Source organism: Streptomyces sp. NPDC058964 (assembly GCF_042741275.1).
GTDB lineage: Bacteria > Actinomycetota > Actinomycetes > Streptomycetales > Streptomycetaceae > Streptomyces.
Map to the genome: position 1 here is coordinate 1 of NZ_JBHYKH010000175.1, position 16,398 is coordinate 16,398.

Consider the following 16,398-nt stretch of genomic DNA (forward strand, 5'->3'; position numbering starts at 1 on the left):
TCCGCTTGCAGCCCCGGGGGGGGGGCCCCCTCACACGTGGGGGGGGGGGCCCCCTCGCTGCTTTCCCGGGCGTCCGCGGGAGCGGCGCCCCCGGACCCCGCCTCGGCGCGGACGGCCTCGTCCTCGAGCGCCGGACGGGCCGGGGGGAGCGGACCCGTGGCGTCCGGTCCCGGCCCGCCCGAGGCCTGTTCCATCGAGTACTGCCGCAGGTACCCCACCACCGTGTTCGTCACGGCCACCAGCGGTACCGCCACCACCGCGCCACCGATGCCGGCCACCATGCCGCCGGCCGCGACCGAGAGCACCACCGCCAGGGGGTGCACCCGCACCGCGCGGCCCAGGATGAACGGCTGCAGGACGTGGCCCTCGATCTGCTGGACCGTCAGCACCACGATCAGGGTCATGACCGCCGCGAAGACACCCTGCGTCACCAGCGCCACCACGACCGCCAGCGCGCCGGACGCCACGGCGCCCACCAGCGGGATGAACGAGAACAGGAAGATGAAGACGGCCAGCGGCACGGCCATGGGGACGTCCAGCACGTAGATGCCCAGGCCGATGAAGATGGCGTCGATCAGGGCCACCAGCACCGTGCCGCGGACGTAGGCGGTCAGCGTGCGCCAGGCGCGCGGGCCGGCACCGGCCACGCCCGGCCGGGCCGCCGCGGGCACCAGCTTCAGCGACCACTCCCAGATGCGCTCACCGTCGTAGAGCAGGAACAGCGTCGAGAAGAAGACCAGCAGGATCCCGGTCAGGGTCTCGACGATGACCTGTACGCCCTCCAGGCCCGCGGACGTGATCTGGTCGGCGTTGGCGCCGATCGCCTCGCGGAGGTTCTTGGCGATCTGGTTGATCTGTTTGTCCGTGACGTGGAAGGGGCTCTTCAGCAGCCAGTTGCGCAGATCGTCGATGCCGCTCTGGATCTGGGTGGAGAGCGTGTCGATGTTCTCCATGACCTGCCAGGTCACGAACCACCCGATCAGGCCCATCACGACGAAGCCGAGTATGGCGGTGAGCGCGGTGGCCGGACCGCGCGGTACCCCGTGGCGCCGCAGCCGGGCCACCGTCGGCTGCAGCAGCGCGGTGATCAGCAGGGCGATGACGAAGGCGAAGACGACCAGTTGCACGGCGCTGATGACCCGCATCAGCACCCAGACCGTGCCGGCGAGCACCAGCAGCCGCCAGCCCGCCTCCGCCGCGACCCGCACGCCCCACGGCACGGCCTGCGCCGGGTCGGGCCGGGGACCGGCGGGCGCCGCCGGCGGGCCGGCGACCGGAGCCGGGCCGGCGACCGGGTCGGGGGCGGCCGGGCCCGTGTCGGCCTGTTCCTTCTCCACCTCGGCCCTGCGCTCGTCCAACCGCTCGCCCATCTCGGTCAGTCCGGCACCGAGTCGTCCGAGCCACCCTGGCACTCGCGACATCATCCGTCCTCTTCCCCCGCGTCCCCGGGTGCTCGCCACCACTCCCCCCTGGAGCCGTTCGCGTCCGACCGTACAGGGCGAAAGCCCCTCCCCCTAGGACGGGGAGGGGCTGCGCGGGGTTGAGAGGGAACCGGTGGGCTCAGTACCAGTGGTTCGCCTGCCAGAACGTCCAGGCCTCGCAAGGGCTGCCGTACCGGCTGTTCATGTAGTTGAGGCCCCACTTGATCTGGGTGGCCGGGTTCGTCTGCCAGTCGGCGCCGGCGGACGACATCTTGGAGCCGGGCAGTGCCTGGAAGAGGCCGTAGGCGCCGGAGGAGGCGTTGACCGCACGGTAGTTCCAGCTGGACTCGTGGTCCACGATGTTGCTGAAGCACTGGAACTGGCCGCTCGCCACCATCTGGCGCGCCATGGCCTGGATCTGCGCGACGGTGTACGAGCTCTGGACGGGGAAGCTGGAGGAGTCACGGGCGGAGTCGCGGCTGGCCGCGCTCTTCGCGGCGGCGCGCTCCTTGGCTTCCTTCGCCGCCTTGGCCGCCTTCTCCGCAGCCGCCTTCTTCGCGACGGCGCTCTCGGCGGCCGCCTTGCGGGCAGCTGCCTCGGCGTCCTTCTTGGCGCTCGCGTCCGCCTGGATGGCCTGGGCGTCGGCCTGCTGTGCCAGGGACGCGGTCTGCACCTGGGCCTGCTGACCCGCGGGTATGTCGGCGAGAAGCGTGGTGTCGGCGGCCGTCGGCTCGGCGTCGTTGTTCTGCGCGACGCTGCCCGAGGCAACTCCGACGACGCTTCCGACGGCGGTGACCGCGGTGGCCGAAGCCACTGCGAATCCCCGGACCGAAATCCGGCTCACACGGTTTCCTTCCAGCATCGCCCGCTTCGGTGACCCTGGCGGACGCAATCGTGCCCCCTGACGCTGGCCTCCCAACTGCGGGGTCACGGGAGGCACGGGCCCGGTGGGCAACTCCCTGCACGGAAGCGCCGCGTGGTGCTCGGGCGGCATACGACGTCGCTGTGGAGTTAGCTGTGGTGCTTCTGTGGTTCCGTACCGCTGGGGGTACAGGGGTGTCGTATGCGGGGCCTGACAGGAGTGAGACTCTGCCGTAACCACACAGCGGGTGGCAATTCTGTGTTGCGTGTGAAAGCTCACATCTTGTTTGACCCGGGAATTTCGAGAAACGGCCACACACGAAGGCGCCGCCCGGCTAGGCTCAGGGCCTTTGCCGAACGGCGCCAACTGCCGAGTAGGCAACACAAGTTGGACACTCGGGTCAGATGTGGCCGTCCTCCAGCATTTCGGTCACAAGTGCGGCGATCTGGGACCTCTCGGACCGCGTCAGGGTGACATGGGCGAAGAGCGGGTGCCCCTTCAGCTTCTCCACCACGGCGACGACGCCGTCATAACGGCCGACCCGCAGATTGTCCCGTTGCGCCACATCGTGAGTCAGAACCACTCGTGAATTCGCGCCGATTCGGGACAGAACGGTCAGAAGTACGTTCCGTTCGAGCGACTGTGCCTCGTCCACGATCACGAAGGCGTCGTGCAGCGAGCGGCCGCGGATGTGGGTCAGGGGCAGGACCTCGAGCATCCCGCGCGCGGTGACCTCCTCGATGACCTCGCGGCTGGTGACCGCGGAGAGGGTGTCGAAGACCGCCTGCGCCCAGGGGCTCATCTTCTCGGCCTCGCTGCCGGGCAGATAGCCCAGTTCCTGCCCGCCGACCGCATACAGCGGACGGAAGACCATCACCTTCTGGTGCTGGCGGCGCTCCAGGACCGCCTCCAGGCCCGCGCACAGCGCCAGCGCCGACTTGCCGGTGCCGGCCCGGCCGCCCATCGACACGATGCCGACGTCCGGGTCGAGGAGCAGATCGAGCGCGATCCGCTGCTCCGCACTGCGGCCCTTGATGCCGAACGCCTCCCGGTCGCCGCGCACCAGCCGGACGTTGCCCTCGGACGTCACCCGGCCCAGCGCCTTGCCGCGCTCGGACTGGATGGTCAGGCCCGTGTGCACGGGGAGGTGCGAGACCTCCGGGACGTACACGTGCCCTTCTTCGAAGAGGATGTCCACCTGTTCGCCGGACAGGATCAGTTCGGACATTCCGGTCCAGCCGGAGGCGTCCGTGATGGCGAGTTCGGCCCGGTACTCCTCCGCGAGGAGCCCCACGGACGACGCCTTGATCCTGAGCGGGAGGTCCTTCGAGACGACGGTGACGTCGTACCCCTCGGCCTGCAGGTTGCGGGCCACCGCGAGGATGCGGGAGTCGTTGTCCCCCAGGCGGTAGCCGCTGGGCAGCACACTGGGGTCCGAGTGGTTGAGCTCGACACGGATCGTTCCGCCGAGGTCCCCGATCGGGATGGGGGCATCCAGACGCCCATGCCGGACCCGGTAGTCGTCGAGCAGGCGCAGGGCCTGCCGGGCGAAGTAGCCGAGCTCGGGATGGTGCCTCTTGGCCTCCAGTTCCGTGACCACCACGATGGGGAGCACGACCTCGTGCTCGTCGAAGCGGGTCAGGGCGTTCGGGTCGGCCAGCAGGACGCTGGTGTCGAGAACATACGTGCGCCGGTCTGACTTGTGGCGCTTTGTGCTGGTCACCACGGAAGGACGTACCCCCTCGGATGAGGTCGGGGAGCGACGAGATGGAGCTGGACCGGTCGACGGCCCCCGCTTACGGCGGGCCGACAACCGGCCCTCCGCGGCTGCTTCCGTGCTGATACCGCACGGTCGGGCTGGTGCAAAGGGCCTCCCGGGCGGACGGCCCCGAGCCGTCCGCTGAGATCCGACACCCGTGGTTCGGGTGTCGACCTGCTTGGCTTATGCCCTCGAACATGCGCTGCCATGCAAATGCATGGGACGGCACGCCGGTGAACTCCTCGTTACTTCCGCCCCAACAGGGGTATACGGGACGGCCCCCGGGAGAGGAGCCGCTCCGGTCGGTGTACGTCAGCCGCCGTAACGGCGGTGGCGTGCCGCATAGTCACGCAGGGCGCGCAGGAAGTCGACCTTGCGGAAGGCGGGCCAGAAGACCTCACAGAAGTAGTACTCGGAGTGGGCCGTCTGCCACAGCATGAATCCGGACAGCCTCTGCTCACCGCTGGTACGGATCACCAGGTCGGGGTCGGGCTGGGCGCCGGTGTAGAGGTGCCGGCCGATCATGTCGACGTCGACGGACTCGGCGAGCTCCTCCATGGAGGCGCCCTTCTCGGAGGCGTCCAGGATCATCGAGCGCACGGCGTCGGCGATCTCCTGGCGGCCGCCGTAGCCGATGGCGACGTTGACCAGTATCCCGTCGACGTGGGCGGTGGCCTCCTCGGCCTCCTTCAGCGCCGTCTGCATCTGGGAGGGCAGGAGGTCCGGGGTGCCGACGTGGTGCACACGCCAGCGGCCGTCGGCGGCGAGGGTGCGCACGACGTCCTCGATGATGCCGAGCAGCGGCACGAGCTCTTCCTCGGCGCGGTCGAAGTTGTCCGTGGACAGCAGCCACAGGGTCACGACCTCGACGTCCGTCTCGGTGCACCAGCCGAGGAACTCCTCGATCTTGTCGGCGCCGGCCCGGTGGCCGTGGACGGTACTGGAGCCGGCCGCCTTCGCCCAGCGGCGGTTGCCGTCCATGATGACGCCGATGTGCTTGGGCACCTGAGCGTGGTCCAGGTGGCCTTCCACCCGGCGTGCGTAGAGCCTGACCAGAAGGCCGCGCAGCTTGTCGCGCAGGTTCACGTGATTGTCAGCCCCTCCGTACGGTGGTCCCCTTGCCGGCGAAGCCTACCGCTGCGGGGCCTGGGCGGGGCACAGGCTCGGGGCGGGTGAGGTTTCGCGGGTGGGGCGGTGCGCGCCCATATGAGGCTGCCCGGTGTGAGGCTGCCCGGCGGTGACACGAAAAACGGGCCGGTCCGTGGGGGGGAGACGGACCGGCCCGAGGGGGGGTTTCCACCATAACCCTTCGTAAGTGATGCTGCGCGCATCGGCGCGCCACAACTACTCTCCGGAGTCGCCCGGCGACACCCAGGTGGGGGTGCGGGCCATCGTTCGGGGGACGCATGTGGCCGATTAACAGCGGATTCCCAGGAGAAACGGGGCTCACACAGAGGGATCAAGGGGATTTGAGGCACTCTGAGGGCCGATCGGCGTGCCGTCGCCCGTCCCCCCGACGGGCTACCTCGGGCCGAACGGCGCCTTGACGTGTCCGCGGGTGCATTTCGGCACCGCGCAGCCCCCTCCACTGCGCGGTGCCGCCCGCGCAGCTTTGCTCACGCGAATTTCCTTGGTCTGAACTTACGCGAGGAGGGGGGCTGACGCGAGCCACTCGGCATAACGATGTGGAAACCCTGTGGGGATTCCGTGGTGTGGCGCGATCAAAGTGTTCGCTTATGCGTAGAGCGCCGGATTTGCACTCTGCTCCGAACGTCGGTTCCCGGCCATTTCCGCCCGCGTGCCGCCCACGGGCGTTCTGGTCCGCCGACGCTGTCGGTGGGCGCTGCTAGCTTCCCGGGGCATGACGACATCCGAAGGAACTCCGGGCATGCCGTACGAGGGGGACGAGAAGGAGACCCTGCACGCGAGTCTCCAGCGGCACCGGGACGCGATCCTGTGGAAGCTCGAGGGACTGGACGACGAACAGCTCCGGCGCCCGATGACCCCGTCCGGGACCAACCTGCTCGGCCTGGTGAAGCACCTGGCGTCGGTGGAACAGGGCTGGTTCACGGAAACCTTCGGCGGCGAGACCGAGCCGCTCTGGTTCGACCCGTACAAGGGGGAGGACATGACGGCGGGCCCCGGTGAGACGGCGCAACGGATCACCGCGTTCTACGGCCGGGTACGCGCCGCCGCCGACCGGGTCATCGACGGGCGCTCGCTGGACGACCTCGGCCGGCCCGCGTGGCGGGAGCACCAGGTCTCCCTGCGCTGGGTCCTGGTCCACATGATTGCGGAGACCGCGCGGCACGCGGGGCACATGGACATCGTGCGGGAGCTGATCGACGGGGCCACCGGCGACCGTCCCCGGGCCGTGGACACGGACTGACGAGCTCGTACGCCGTCTGCGCGGTCGGCGCTTCGAGGAGCCCGCCGGCCTCGGCCGGGCAGGTCCGGACGGCTCGGGCGGAGGCGTCGTCCACGTACTCGGGGATGTGCAGGACGCGCTGCCGTCCTCCACTCCCCGCGCCTCTCCTCCTTCTCCTCGTCCTTGTCCCTAGTCCTTGTCCTTGTCCTTGTCCTCCGGCTCGTCGACCGTGTGGAGTACGAACAGGAGGTGCCCGTCGTCTCCGTCCCGGATCTTCTCCGTCTGCTCGAAGCCGTGTTTCTCCAGGAGGCGGACCGAGGCCGTGTTGCCGGAGAACGGTTCGGCGTACAGGGGCCGGACGCGCTCCTCCCGGAGGAAGGCGGTCAGGGCGGTGGTGCCGATGCCGCGCCCCCAGTACGCGCGCCCGAACCAGTAGCCGACGTAGCGCTGGTCGCCCTCCCACCAGGAGCCGATGTTCCCGGCGGGCTCGCCGTCCACGGTGACCGTCCGCGCGAAGCAGCCGGGATCACCGAGGATCCTCTCCCGCCAGTGCCTCAGGAAGGCGTCCCGCGGCCGGGGCGTGAACCGGGACCGCCTGACCGCTTCCGGGTCGTGCTCGTACTCCAGGAACACCAGGAGGTCGCCCTCCGTCACCTCACGCAGCCGTACGTCGCACGTCCCTGTCTTCTCTGTCTCCGTCTGCTCTGTCTCCCTCATGCCGGACGAGTCTGGCAGGAGGCACTGACAACGGCCCTCGACCACGATCGCGGCCCCCTACTTCACGAGGGGCCGGACCTCCTCGGCGGTGAACCGCACGAAGCCCTCGAGGTCGGGCTCGTCCCCCGTCGGCTGGAGCACCACGGTGTCGGCCCCGGCGTCCGCGAGCCGTCGCACGGCCCCGGCCACCGCCTCCGCGTCTCCGGCGACGCCGAGCTCCGGGACCGACTCCAGCCCCTCGGCCTCAAGTTCGGCGCGGAGCCGGCCGGCGGCGTCCGCCCCGGTGGCGGCGAGCAGATACACGACGACCTTGTGCGGACCGGTGCGCCCGGCGGCCGCCCGCCCCTCGTCGATCAGCCGCCGTGCCCGCCGCACGCCGTCCGGCGAGGTGGAGGCGGTGAGGATCGTGCCGTCGGCCGCCTCCCCGGCGAGGCGCAGCGTCCGCGGCCCGGTGGCACCGGCGAGCACCTCGACGGCACCCCGCGGTGGCCAGTCGAGCGCCACGTCGTCCAGCTCGACGTACCGCCCCCGCACGGTGAGCCGCTCGCCCCGCAGCAGGGCCCGCAGCGCGTCCAGGTGCTCCCGGAGCAGCGTCAGCGGGGACTCGGCCCGCGCTCCGACCTGCCCCATCCAGTCCTGCACGCCGTGCCCGACACCCAGGACGGCCCGCCCCGGGAACATCCGGTGCAGCGAGGCCGTCTCCATCGCGGTGATGGCGACGTTCCTCAGCGGCACGGGCAGCAGACCGACACCGATCCGCACCCGCTCGGTCCAGGCGAGGGCGGCGGCCGCCGTCGAGATCCCGCCCTCCCGGAAGCAGTCCTCCCACAGCCACAGCTCTTCGAGACCCGCCTCGTCCGCGAGCCGGGCCACCGCCCGGAGTCGCTCGGGGGCCAGTTGGGGACGGAAGACAGCGCCGAGTCCAGTCATGGTGACCTTCGTAGCGTGCGGCGGGGGGAAGGGACAACTGCTTAACGGCAGGCGCGAAATGGCGGAGGTTCGGGTGGGGCCGGGGACCGGCGCTCACGGGTTGCCGTCAAAGCCGACCGCTCGCTCCTCACCCGGCTCGCGGAAGCACGACAATCGCCGAGAGGCGCGCGGCCCCGCGGCAGCCGCTCCAACAGGCGTTCGGCGCAAGCTCGTGAGTACGGTTCCAGTGGAGGTGGCCCAGGAATGGCACGTTGGCGCGACGGGCGAGGAAAGCTCGTGGTTCACGGTGACGGGAACGGAATCGGCCACGGGTCCGTGGTTGCCGTTCCGCTGGAGATCGCGACCTCTTACCGCGCCCGCACGAAGGGGCTGTTGGGCCGTGACGCCGTCGACGGGGCGATCCTGCTCTCCCCCGCCAACGGCGTCCACACCTTTCGGATGCGCATACCCATCGACGTCGCCCACCTCGACCGCGACCTCACCGTCATCGCCGTGCGCACGATGCGGCCGGGCCGCCTCGGCCTGCCCCGGCTGCGGTCGCGGCACGTGCTGGAGGCGGAGGCGGGGGTCATGGCGGGGTGGGGGGTGCGGGTGGGCGTGCGCGTCACCGTCGAAGTCGCCGCTGTCAGCGATTCAGGTCCATGACACCGAGCCCGAGCCCGAGCCCGACGCAGGCACCCGGCGCCGCGGTGGCCACGGCGGGGAAGGCCGACCACCTGCTGCAGGTCAGCTCTCCGAGCGTGGGAAGGAGACCTCCACTCGTCGGTTCTTCTTCCGGCCGGCCTCAGTCGAGTTGTCCGCGATGGGGTACTGCTCGCCGTAGCCGCGTACCTCGAAGGTGATGCCCGCGTCGTTCAGGTCCGCGTCCAGGACCGCCTGTACGGCGTTGGCGCGCTGCCGGGACAGGACGTCGCCGTGGGCGGACGAGCCCAGGTTGTCCGTGAAGCCGAAGACCCTGACCCGGGTCGCGTTCTGCTTCCTGATCTCCTCGGCGATCGCGTCGATCCGGGCCTTCGCCTCCGCGCTCAGCCTGGCGCTGTCCTTGCCGAAGAGCACCTCGGCCTGGAGCGCGAACTTCACGTCCGCGTTGGTGTCCTCGCGGCGTTCGTCTCCGCTCTGGTCTTCCACGACCGACTTGATGTCCAGCACCTTGGGATCGGCGAGGGTGGCCCCCTCGGGGAGCTTCAGGTCGGGGTCGGTTGGGTCGATCTTCACCGGGGCGGCGGCGGAGGCCTCGGTGCCGGGGGGGACGCTGGGGTCGGCGTCGTCGGCGTGGGCCGCCGTGGTGCCCAAGAGGTTGGCGGCGAGGACGAGGGCGGTCAGGGCGAGGCGGCGATTCGTGGTCACGGGGCCTCACCCGGAGATCGTGATGTCGGCAGGGGAGAACATGGGCAGCTGAAAGGACACCTGACCTGTATCGGCGGGCGGCGCCGGAAACTGCATGAACACCGGTACGGTCTCACCGGACTTGATGCTGGAAACCCCCGTTGTGGTGAGGGGGCGGCCGTCGGTGTCGCGAAGGACGTAGTAGCGCTTCTTCCCCTTGGCGTCCACGAGCGTGGCACCACCGAACGAGGGACCATTCCTGATGATCTCAGTCTCGTTACCGCTCAACTGTGCGGGCAGGTTACGCGACTTGGCGCTGTCGTTCTTCAGATTGCCGCTCACCGTGACGAATCCACCGCTGTCCCGAACGGCCGATGTGATGTCAAGCAACAGGCCGTTCGGGCCGTTCACTTCGGCCAGGGGTTTGCCCGATCGCCCTTCTTGAGCGCTCGGCCGGGAGCTTCCCGCTTTCGACGCCGCTGCCGAATGCTCCGGCTTCTTGTCATCGCCACCACCACCGCCGCATCCGGCCACGCCGAGGGCCAGACCGGTCGCCACCGTGAGCGAGACCAGCCCCCCGCGGGCCTTCGCAGTGAACCGAATGCTCATGACTGCTTCCTTCTTGACTCGTCGTTCGCTTGTCAGTCGGCCAGGTGGACGTCGAAGAGGTCCTCGGGTCCCGGGAGGTCGGTGAGGTCGTCCGGGTCCAGGTCCCAGTTGCGGTCCTTGCAGGCGAGCTGTGGCAGCGCGTTGTCCCCCGCGTCCTCTCCGGGCGGTTCGAACGTGCACAGCGGCTCGATCACGGCCTTGGCGGTGGCCGTCGAGTGCACGTTCTCCGTGCCCGGGACGACGGAGTCGCCGACGGCCTTGGAGGTCTTGACGCGCACGCTGAACTCCAGTGGACGCGTGGGGGTGCAGGCCTCAACCGTGGCGTCGTTCTGGGCGGCCAGTTGATAGGCCCGCCAGCAGGAGGGATCGACGCTCACGATGCCGTCGAAGATGTCCTGCCACTTGGTGGGGTCGAGCACGTTGAGCTTCCACTGGTCCGCGAGCTGGTCACGTGTGTTCTGGGCCGCCGCCAGGGCTGAGGCGTCCGCGGCCGTCTGGGCGCCGTTCCGATTCGCCGCGGCCTGGCCGACCGCGAGGTAGGCGAACGCGAGAAAGAGCAGACCCGCCACCACCGTGATGTAGATGGGGAAGGCCTGCCCTGCGTCGCAGTAACTGCGGGAACGCGTCAGCCGCCGGTGACCTCGCTGATCTTGTCCGTGATGGCGTTGTAAATCGTCTGCCCGATGCTCGTACCCGTGATCGCCAGCACGATCGCCACGACCACCGCGATGATGCCGAGGTACTCCACCGCGGTCTGGCCCCTGTCGCTGCGGGCGGCGCGGGCCTGCAGGTACGCGACGGTGGTGTTGAACCAGTTGCTCATGGTGTTCCCCTCCGGATTCGCTTCCGACGCGGGCAACGTATGCGCTGTCCCCCCGCCCCCCGGAGGGCCCCAGGGCCCATTCCCGGGCCCAATCGGAACTCCCCACTTCACGCCACCCCCAACCACTTCGCCGTCGCCTGCGACCGGCTGGTGCTGTGGAGCTTGGCGAAGATGCGGTTGATGTGGTTCTTGACCGTCTTCTCGCTGATGAAGCAGGCGGCGGCGATCTGCTGGTTGTTCATCCCGGACGCGATGAGGTCCATGATCTCCGCCTCCCTGGTGCTGAGTTGGAACCGCGACCTCAATGACTGTCCCATATTGGGTTGCAGTTGCGAAAGGTTACGTGAAGAAATTGGCGTTGATATGTCTGGGAGTTCACCGATCGCATGTGCAGTTGCATGCATCTGGAGCTGGGACAGCAACGCCTCGGCCGCCGTGGGCGTGAAGTGCGGCCTTCCCTCGCCGACGTCCCGGACCGCCCTGACCAGTTGCTCCACCCCGAACTCGCCGTGGACCAGATAGCCCCCGGCTCCCAGTCGGACCGCCTCCTGGACGATCTCCGGCTCGTGGCTGTACGTGAGCATCATGACCGGCGCCAGCCGCACGAGGTACGGGAGTGCCGAGATGCCGTCCACGCCGGGCATCCGGACGTCCAGGAGGACGACATCGGGGCGGTGCCGCAGGGCCGCCTCGCAGGCCTCGCGGCCGTTGGCCGCCTCCGCGACCACGGTGATGTCCTCCCGGCCGGAGAGGAGGGCCGTGAGGCCCGCGCGGACCACGGGGTTGTCGTCGGCGACCACGAGCCGGAGCGGTGCGACGGGGGTGGCCGGCGGGAGGTACTCGACGGGGTTCCTCGGCATCGGGGTGCCTCCTCTCATGCGTCTTGACACTGCGGGTGGGTGGGGGGTGCCAGGGCGGCCAGCGGGAGTTCCAGCAGGATCTCCGTGCCCGTGGTGCGGGGGCCCGCGCCCATGTGGAGGCGGGCGCCCACGGACGCCGCCCGTTCGGCCATGCCGACCAGGCCGAAGTGGCCTGAGCTGCGCAGTTGTTCGAGGGTGGTGCCGGCTGGCAGCCCCCGGCCGTCGTCGCGGACGCTCACGCGGAGCAGGTCGCCGTGGACTCCCGACTCCACCTCCACGCGCGTCGGCGCCGCGTGGCGACGGGCGTTCTCCAGCGCCTCCGAGACGATGGCGAGGAGCTGCCGGGCCACCGCGGGCGGTACGGGCGGCAGCGGGTGGTCGCTCGACCGGCGGTACACCGCCGACAGGCCCGTCCGGGCCGCGAAGTCCGCGGTGCGGGCGGCGATTTCCGTCAAGACGTCCGTGCCGTGGGCCGGGTCGTGCTCGCGGCGGAGGTCGGTGAGGAGTTCCCTGGCCTCCGCGGCCGCCCGGCGGGCCGAGCGGGCCACCAGTTCCGCCTGCTGCCCGATCAGGGTCGGGTCCATGCGGGCGCCCGCGGCCGCCGACCCCGCCAGTCCGTCGGCCGCCAGCGCCACGCCGTACAGGGTCTTCGCGACCGAGTCGTGCATCTCCCTGGCCAGCCGGGCCCGTTCCGCGCTCACCGCCTCCGCCACCGCCAGCCGGGCCTGGACCGTGGTCAGGGCCTGCGTCGCGGCGCCGAAGCGGAGCACAAGGTTGCGCAGGGTCGAGCCCACCGCGCCCGCGATGACGCAGAGGCCGGGCAGCAGGAGGGACTCGGCGACGTCCGCCCGATGGGCCTCCTTGAGCGTCGCGTGGACCAGCAGCAGGATCAGGGACTGGAGCGAGGCGAAGCAGGCCGCGCCCCGCCAGCTGTAGACCAGGCCCGCCAGCAGGGGCGTGCAGACGCTGACGTAGGCGAGGGTGGTGTCGGGGCCCGCCGAGACGAGGAGCAGGGACCCGAAGAGGGTGTCCGCCGCGAGGAGCGTGGGGTGCCGCAGGAGCAGGGGGCCGAAACGCTCCCAGTCGCGGAACAGGACGTACGAGACCATGAACGTGACGACCACGGCCGCGCCCACCAGGCGGACGCCCAGGCCGGGTGCCGCGTTGACGAGGGCGGCGGGGGCGGCCAGGGCGATCATGGCCAGGCGGAAGCCGAAGACCTGCCGGCACATCGCCTGGAGGGCACGGATCTGGATCTTCTCGGGGTCGGGCAGGGGGACGCGGACTCCGCCGACGGGCGCGGACGGCTCCTGGGCGGTGCCGTCGGCGGCCGGCGGCTCGTTCGCGGTGCGCGATGGCCTCGCGCGGCGCCAGACCGGCCCCGTACGCTCCCTCGTCGTCGCCATCACCGTCACCGCCCCGCCTACTTCCCCGTGATCGAGCCGAAGTCCACCCCGGAACCCAGCAGCAGACCGGCACCCAGCAGCAGCAGGGTCGCCGGCACCATGAACGTGGTGATCATCAGCGTCGCCCTGGGCACGGCGCGGGCCGCCTTGCGGCGGGCGTTCTGGGCGTCCGTACGGCGCATGTCCTTGGCCAGGGCGACGAGGGTGTCGACGATCGGGGCGCCCAGTTCCTCGCCCTGCTGCAGCGCCGTCACGAACATCGCCACCTGTTCGGAGTCGTTGCGGCGGCGCAGCTCGGCGAACGCCTGGCGGCGGCTCATGCCCAGGTCCATCTGGCGCAATGTGATGCGGAGTTCGTCCGCCCAGGGGCCCTCGTACCGGGACGCCACGCGGTCCAGGGCCTGACGGAAGCCGAGGCCCGCGCTGACGACCACCGCGAGCACGTCCAGGAAGTCGGGCAGCGTCCGCTCGATCACGTCCTTGCGGATCCGGATCGCCGCCCAGATGCCGACCTCCGTCCAGAACGCGCCGAAGGCGAGCAGCAGCACGGCGACGAAGTAGTTGCCGCGCATCAGCATCACCAGGAAGCCGACGCCGCCGAGCGCGCCGTAGACCGCGCGGCGGGCCGCGTAGCGGTCGATGGTCAGGCCGCCGGGGTTGCCCGCGAGGTCGATCCGGCGGCGGTACTTGGCCACCTGCTTGGGGCCCATCAGCCGCAGGACGGTGGGCGCGTAGCGCATGCCCATCCGGTCGATGAGGGAGTCCACCGCGCCGGTGCGGGTCGCCCCCACTTCCAGGGCCACCGCCAGGTCACCGGGCAGCTTGGTGTCCGCCCGGTACATACGGATCCCGGCGAAGACGCCCCAGACGCTCAGGCCCATGACCAGCGCGAGGAGAAGTCCGATGTCCATGCCGTCACCCCCTCAGACGTCGATCCGGCTCATGCGGCGGATGAGGACGAAGCCGATCGCGTACAGCCCGAACGCGATGATCACGCAGGCCTGGCCGACCGGTGAGCCGGTCATGCGCTCCAGGGCGCCGTCCTTGACGCCGTCCATCAGGAACAGGGCGCCGATGCCGAGGACGGGGACGGCGTACGAGGTCATGGTCACCTGGGAGAGCTGGGTGCGGATCTCGCGCCGGGTCTCCTTGCGCTCCTCCAGCGTCTCGGTCAGGTTGCGCAGGGCGGACACCACCTGACCGCCCGCCTTGTTGGACAGGACGAGGGTCGTGACCAGGACCACCAGTTCGCGGGACGGGAGGCGTTCGGCGAGTTCGCCGAGGGCGTCGTCCATCGAGTGGCCGACCGACAGCTGGTTGGCCACCTTGGCGAGTTCCTCGCCCGCCGGGGCCTCCAGCTCCTCCGCCGCCATGCCGATCGCGGTGCGCAGGGCGAGTCCGGCCTGGGTGGCGTTGGCCAGGATGCGGGCCAGTTCCGGGAGTTGGTTGATGAAACGCTCGATGCGTTTCTGCCGCTGCCAGTTGAGGAACTGGAAGGCCGCCCAGATGCCGAGCAGTCCGGCCAGCGGGCCGAAGAAGGGGGCCAGGGCGGCCTGGCCGACGAGCCAGAGGGCGGCGACCGTCGCGAGCATGCAGACGAAGAACTCGCCGGGGGTGACGTCCAGGCCTGTCGCCGCCAGCCGCAGATCCAGCTTCCGGCCGAACCGGGTGCGGCGCAGCCGGCGGTCGAGGTCGCGGAAGTGCCGCCGGCGGCCGGTCTCCGGGATCGTGCCGGTGTACGAGAGGCGGTCGATGAGCGCGGCGCGCTGGGCCCTGCCGGAGGCGTAGGTGTGGACGCCGGCCACGGCCAGGACGCAGGTCAGCAGGGTGACGCCGGTGCTGAGGGTGACGAGGTTCTGGAGATCCATGGGGGTGGCCTACCTACCTGGCTTCTCGGGTGGCGAGCTGGTCCGCGTACTGGGCGACGCCGAAGGCCTGGGGTACGGGCTGGCTCGCCATGTAGAGGCGGTCGGCGGTGCGGCGCGGGAGGGGGAAGTAGTGGAAGGCTCCGTACACACGGCCGTCGGGGGTCATGGGCTGCGCGTCGAAGCGGGCCACGGTCGCCAGCCGGTACGGCTCGCTGCCGTGGCTGTCGAGCAGCGCGATCTCGGTGATGCGGCGGGCGCCGTCGGCGAAGCGGGTGAGCTGGACCAGGACGTCGACGGCGCTGTTGATCTGGTCGTGCAGGGCCACGAAGGGAACCTCGACGTCGGACATCGAGGCGAGCGTCTGGAGGCGGGTGAGCGCGTCCTCGGCGCTGTTGGCGTGCACGGTGGCGAGGGAGCCGTCGTGGCCGGTCGACATCGCCTGGAGCATGTCGAGGGACTCTCCGCCGCGGACCTCACCGACCACGATGCGGTCGGGGCGCATGCGCAGGGAGTTGCGGACCAGGTCGCGGATGGTGACCTGGCCCTTGCCCTCCACGTTCGGCGGGCGTGACTCCAGGCGGACGACGTGTGTCTGCTGGAGCTGGAGTTCGGCCGAGTCCTCGATGGTGATGATGCGCTCGTGCGCCGGGATGAGCCCGGACAGGGCGTTGAGCAGGGTCGTCTTCCCGGTGCCGGTCGCACCGGACACGATGATGTTGAACTTCGCCTGGACCAGGCCCGCGAGCAGGAACAGCATGTGTTCGTCCAGCGAGCCGAACTCGATCAGCTCCTGAAGGGTGTAGGAGCGCGGGAAGCGCCGGATGGTGAGCGTGGGCCCGGTGAGCGAGAGCGGCGGGATGATGACGTTGACGCGCTCGCCGGAGGGGAGGCGGGCGTCGACCATCGGGTTGGACTCGTCCACGCGGCGGTTGACCGTCGACACGATGCGCTCGATGGTCTGCATCAGCTGGTCGTTGGAGGCGAAGCGGAGGGGGAGCTGTTCGACCCGGCCGCCGCGCTCCACGAAGATCGCATCGGGGCCGTTCACCATGATCTCCGTGATGGACGCGTCCTCCAGGAGTGGTTCCAGGATGCCGAGGCCGAGTGCCTCGTCGACCACCCGGCGGATCAGCTGGGCGCGCTCCACCGTCGACAGAACCGGGCCCTCGCGGCTGATGATGTGCCCGAGCACGCGCTCCAGCCTGGCCCGGCGCTCGGCGGCGGCCAGTGAGCTCATCTCCGCGAGGTCGATCTCCTCCAGGAGCTTGGCCCGGTAGGAGGCGACGAGGTGTCCGTCCTCGCCCCGGCTGCCGTGCTCCTCGGGGGAGTTGATGCGTTCCCCCAGGCTGTAGGGTGGGGTGCTCCTCGTTCCGCGGTGAGAGGTCGAGCGGCAACGTGGCGGTCCGTTGGGCGGGGCCGAATTACCACACCATACAGGGGTTGAGGACG

At 70.3% G+C, this 16,398-nt stretch carries 17 protein-coding genes; 2 read left to right on the top strand and 15 right to left on the bottom strand.

Translation table 11 applies throughout. From position 1 onward, the window contains the following. The 4 genes from ACFW2E_RS21925 to ACFW2E_RS21940 all read right to left on the bottom strand — a co-directional run. The coding region (locus ACFW2E_RS21925; RefSeq protein WP_384468750.1) for an AI-2E family transporter at nt 1-1,421 on the bottom strand (1,421 nt) is incomplete at its 3' end. Between the two features lie 139 nt (nt 1,422-1,560). Next, nucleotides 1,561-2,265, bottom strand: coding sequence for a transglycosylase SLT domain-containing protein (locus tag ACFW2E_RS21930; protein WP_384468751.1), 705 nt, complete (start codon nt 2,263-2,265; stop codon nt 1,561-1,563). 418 nt (nt 2,266-2,683) lie between these two features. Then, nucleotides 2,684-4,009, bottom strand: coding sequence for a PhoH family protein (locus ACFW2E_RS21935; RefSeq protein ID WP_384468752.1), 1,326 nt, complete (start codon nt 4,007-4,009; stop codon nt 2,684-2,686). 345 nt (nt 4,010-4,354) lie between these two features. Next, on the bottom strand, nt 4,355-5,128 hold the full coding sequence (locus ACFW2E_RS21940; protein ID WP_384468753.1) for an isoprenyl transferase: 774 nt from the start codon (nt 5,126-5,128) through the stop codon (nt 4,355-4,357). Nucleotides 5,129-5,930: 802 nt separating this feature from the next. On the opposite strand from ACFW2E_RS21940, the gene ACFW2E_RS21945 reads away from it, so the two are divergent. Beyond that, the gene (locus tag ACFW2E_RS21945) at nt 5,931-6,431 is read left to right on the top strand and encodes a DinB family protein (protein ID WP_384468754.1); all 501 of its coding nucleotides are present in this window, start codon (nt 5,931-5,933) and stop codon (nt 6,429-6,431) included. A gap of 168 nt (nt 6,432-6,599) precedes the next feature. Here the strand turns inward: ACFW2E_RS21945 and ACFW2E_RS21950 are convergent, their stop codons facing one another. Next, nucleotides 6,600-7,127 carry a GNAT family N-acetyltransferase gene (locus ACFW2E_RS21950; protein ID WP_384468755.1) on the bottom strand — a complete coding sequence of 176 codons (528 nt, stop codon included), beginning with the start codon at nt 7,125-7,127 and terminating at the stop codon, nt 6,600-6,602. 57 nt (nt 7,128-7,184) lie between these two features. Further along, nucleotides 7,185-8,057, bottom strand: coding sequence for an LLM class flavin-dependent oxidoreductase (locus ACFW2E_RS21955; RefSeq protein ID WP_384468756.1), 873 nt, complete (start codon nt 8,055-8,057; stop codon nt 7,185-7,187). A gap of 243 nt (nt 8,058-8,300) precedes the next feature. On the opposite strand from ACFW2E_RS21955, the gene ACFW2E_RS21960 reads away from it, so the two are divergent. After that, nucleotides 8,301-8,702 (top strand): DUF192 domain-containing protein, encoded by a 402-nt coding sequence (locus ACFW2E_RS21960; protein WP_384468757.1) that lies wholly within the window; start codon nt 8,301-8,303, stop codon nt 8,700-8,702. A gap of 81 nt (nt 8,703-8,783) precedes the next feature. Here ACFW2E_RS21960 and ACFW2E_RS21965 read toward each other — a convergent pair whose 3' ends face one another. The 9 genes from ACFW2E_RS21965 to ACFW2E_RS22005 all read right to left on the bottom strand — a co-directional run bounded on the left by ACFW2E_RS21965 (nt 8,784) and on the right by ACFW2E_RS22005 (nt 16,294). Beyond that, nucleotides 8,784-9,404: an OmpA family protein gene (locus ACFW2E_RS21965; RefSeq protein WP_384468758.1), complete on the bottom strand. Its 621-nt coding sequence runs from the start codon at nt 9,402-9,404 to the stop codon at nt 8,784-8,786. Nucleotides 9,405-9,410: 6 nt separating this feature from the next. Beyond that, nucleotides 9,411-9,992, bottom strand: a complete 582-nt coding sequence (locus tag ACFW2E_RS21970; protein WP_384468759.1) for a hypothetical protein — start codon at nt 9,990-9,992, stop codon at nt 9,411-9,413. Between the two features lie 32 nt (nt 9,993-10,024). Continuing rightward, a complete protein-coding gene (locus ACFW2E_RS21975; RefSeq protein WP_384468763.1) occupies nt 10,025-10,621 on the bottom strand; it encodes a pilus assembly protein TadG-related protein in 597 nt (198 codons plus the stop codon). Beyond that, complete coding sequence (locus ACFW2E_RS21980) at nt 10,618-10,815, bottom strand: hypothetical protein (protein ID WP_316747948.1); 198 nt, start codon at nt 10,813-10,815, stop codon at nt 10,618-10,620. Before ACFW2E_RS21980 ends, ACFW2E_RS21975 begins: the two co-directional genes overlap by 4 nt. A 107-nt stretch (nt 10,816-10,922) precedes the next feature. Beyond that, nucleotides 10,923-11,675 carry a response regulator gene (locus ACFW2E_RS21985; protein ID WP_384468760.1) on the bottom strand — a complete coding sequence of 251 codons (753 nt, stop codon included), beginning with the start codon at nt 11,673-11,675 and terminating at the stop codon, nt 10,923-10,925. A gap of 14 nt (nt 11,676-11,689) precedes the next feature. Then, complete coding sequence (locus ACFW2E_RS21990; RefSeq protein WP_384468761.1) at nt 11,690-13,081, bottom strand: sensor histidine kinase; 1,392 nt, start codon at nt 13,079-13,081, stop codon at nt 11,690-11,692. 17 nt (nt 13,082-13,098) lie between these two features. Further along, a complete protein-coding gene (locus tag ACFW2E_RS21995; RefSeq protein WP_384468764.1) occupies nt 13,099-13,986 on the bottom strand; it encodes a DUF5936 domain-containing protein in 888 nt (295 codons plus the stop codon). Nucleotides 13,987-14,004: 18 nt separating this feature from the next. Beyond that, nucleotides 14,005-14,949, bottom strand: a complete 945-nt coding sequence (locus ACFW2E_RS22000) for a type II secretion system F family protein (RefSeq protein WP_384468762.1) — start codon at nt 14,947-14,949, stop codon at nt 14,005-14,007. Between the two features lie 13 nt (nt 14,950-14,962). After that, complete coding sequence (locus ACFW2E_RS22005; RefSeq protein ID WP_384468765.1) at nt 14,963-16,294, bottom strand: CpaF family protein; 1,332 nt, start codon at nt 16,292-16,294, stop codon at nt 14,963-14,965. Between the last annotated feature and the right edge of the window lie 104 nt (nt 16,295-16,398).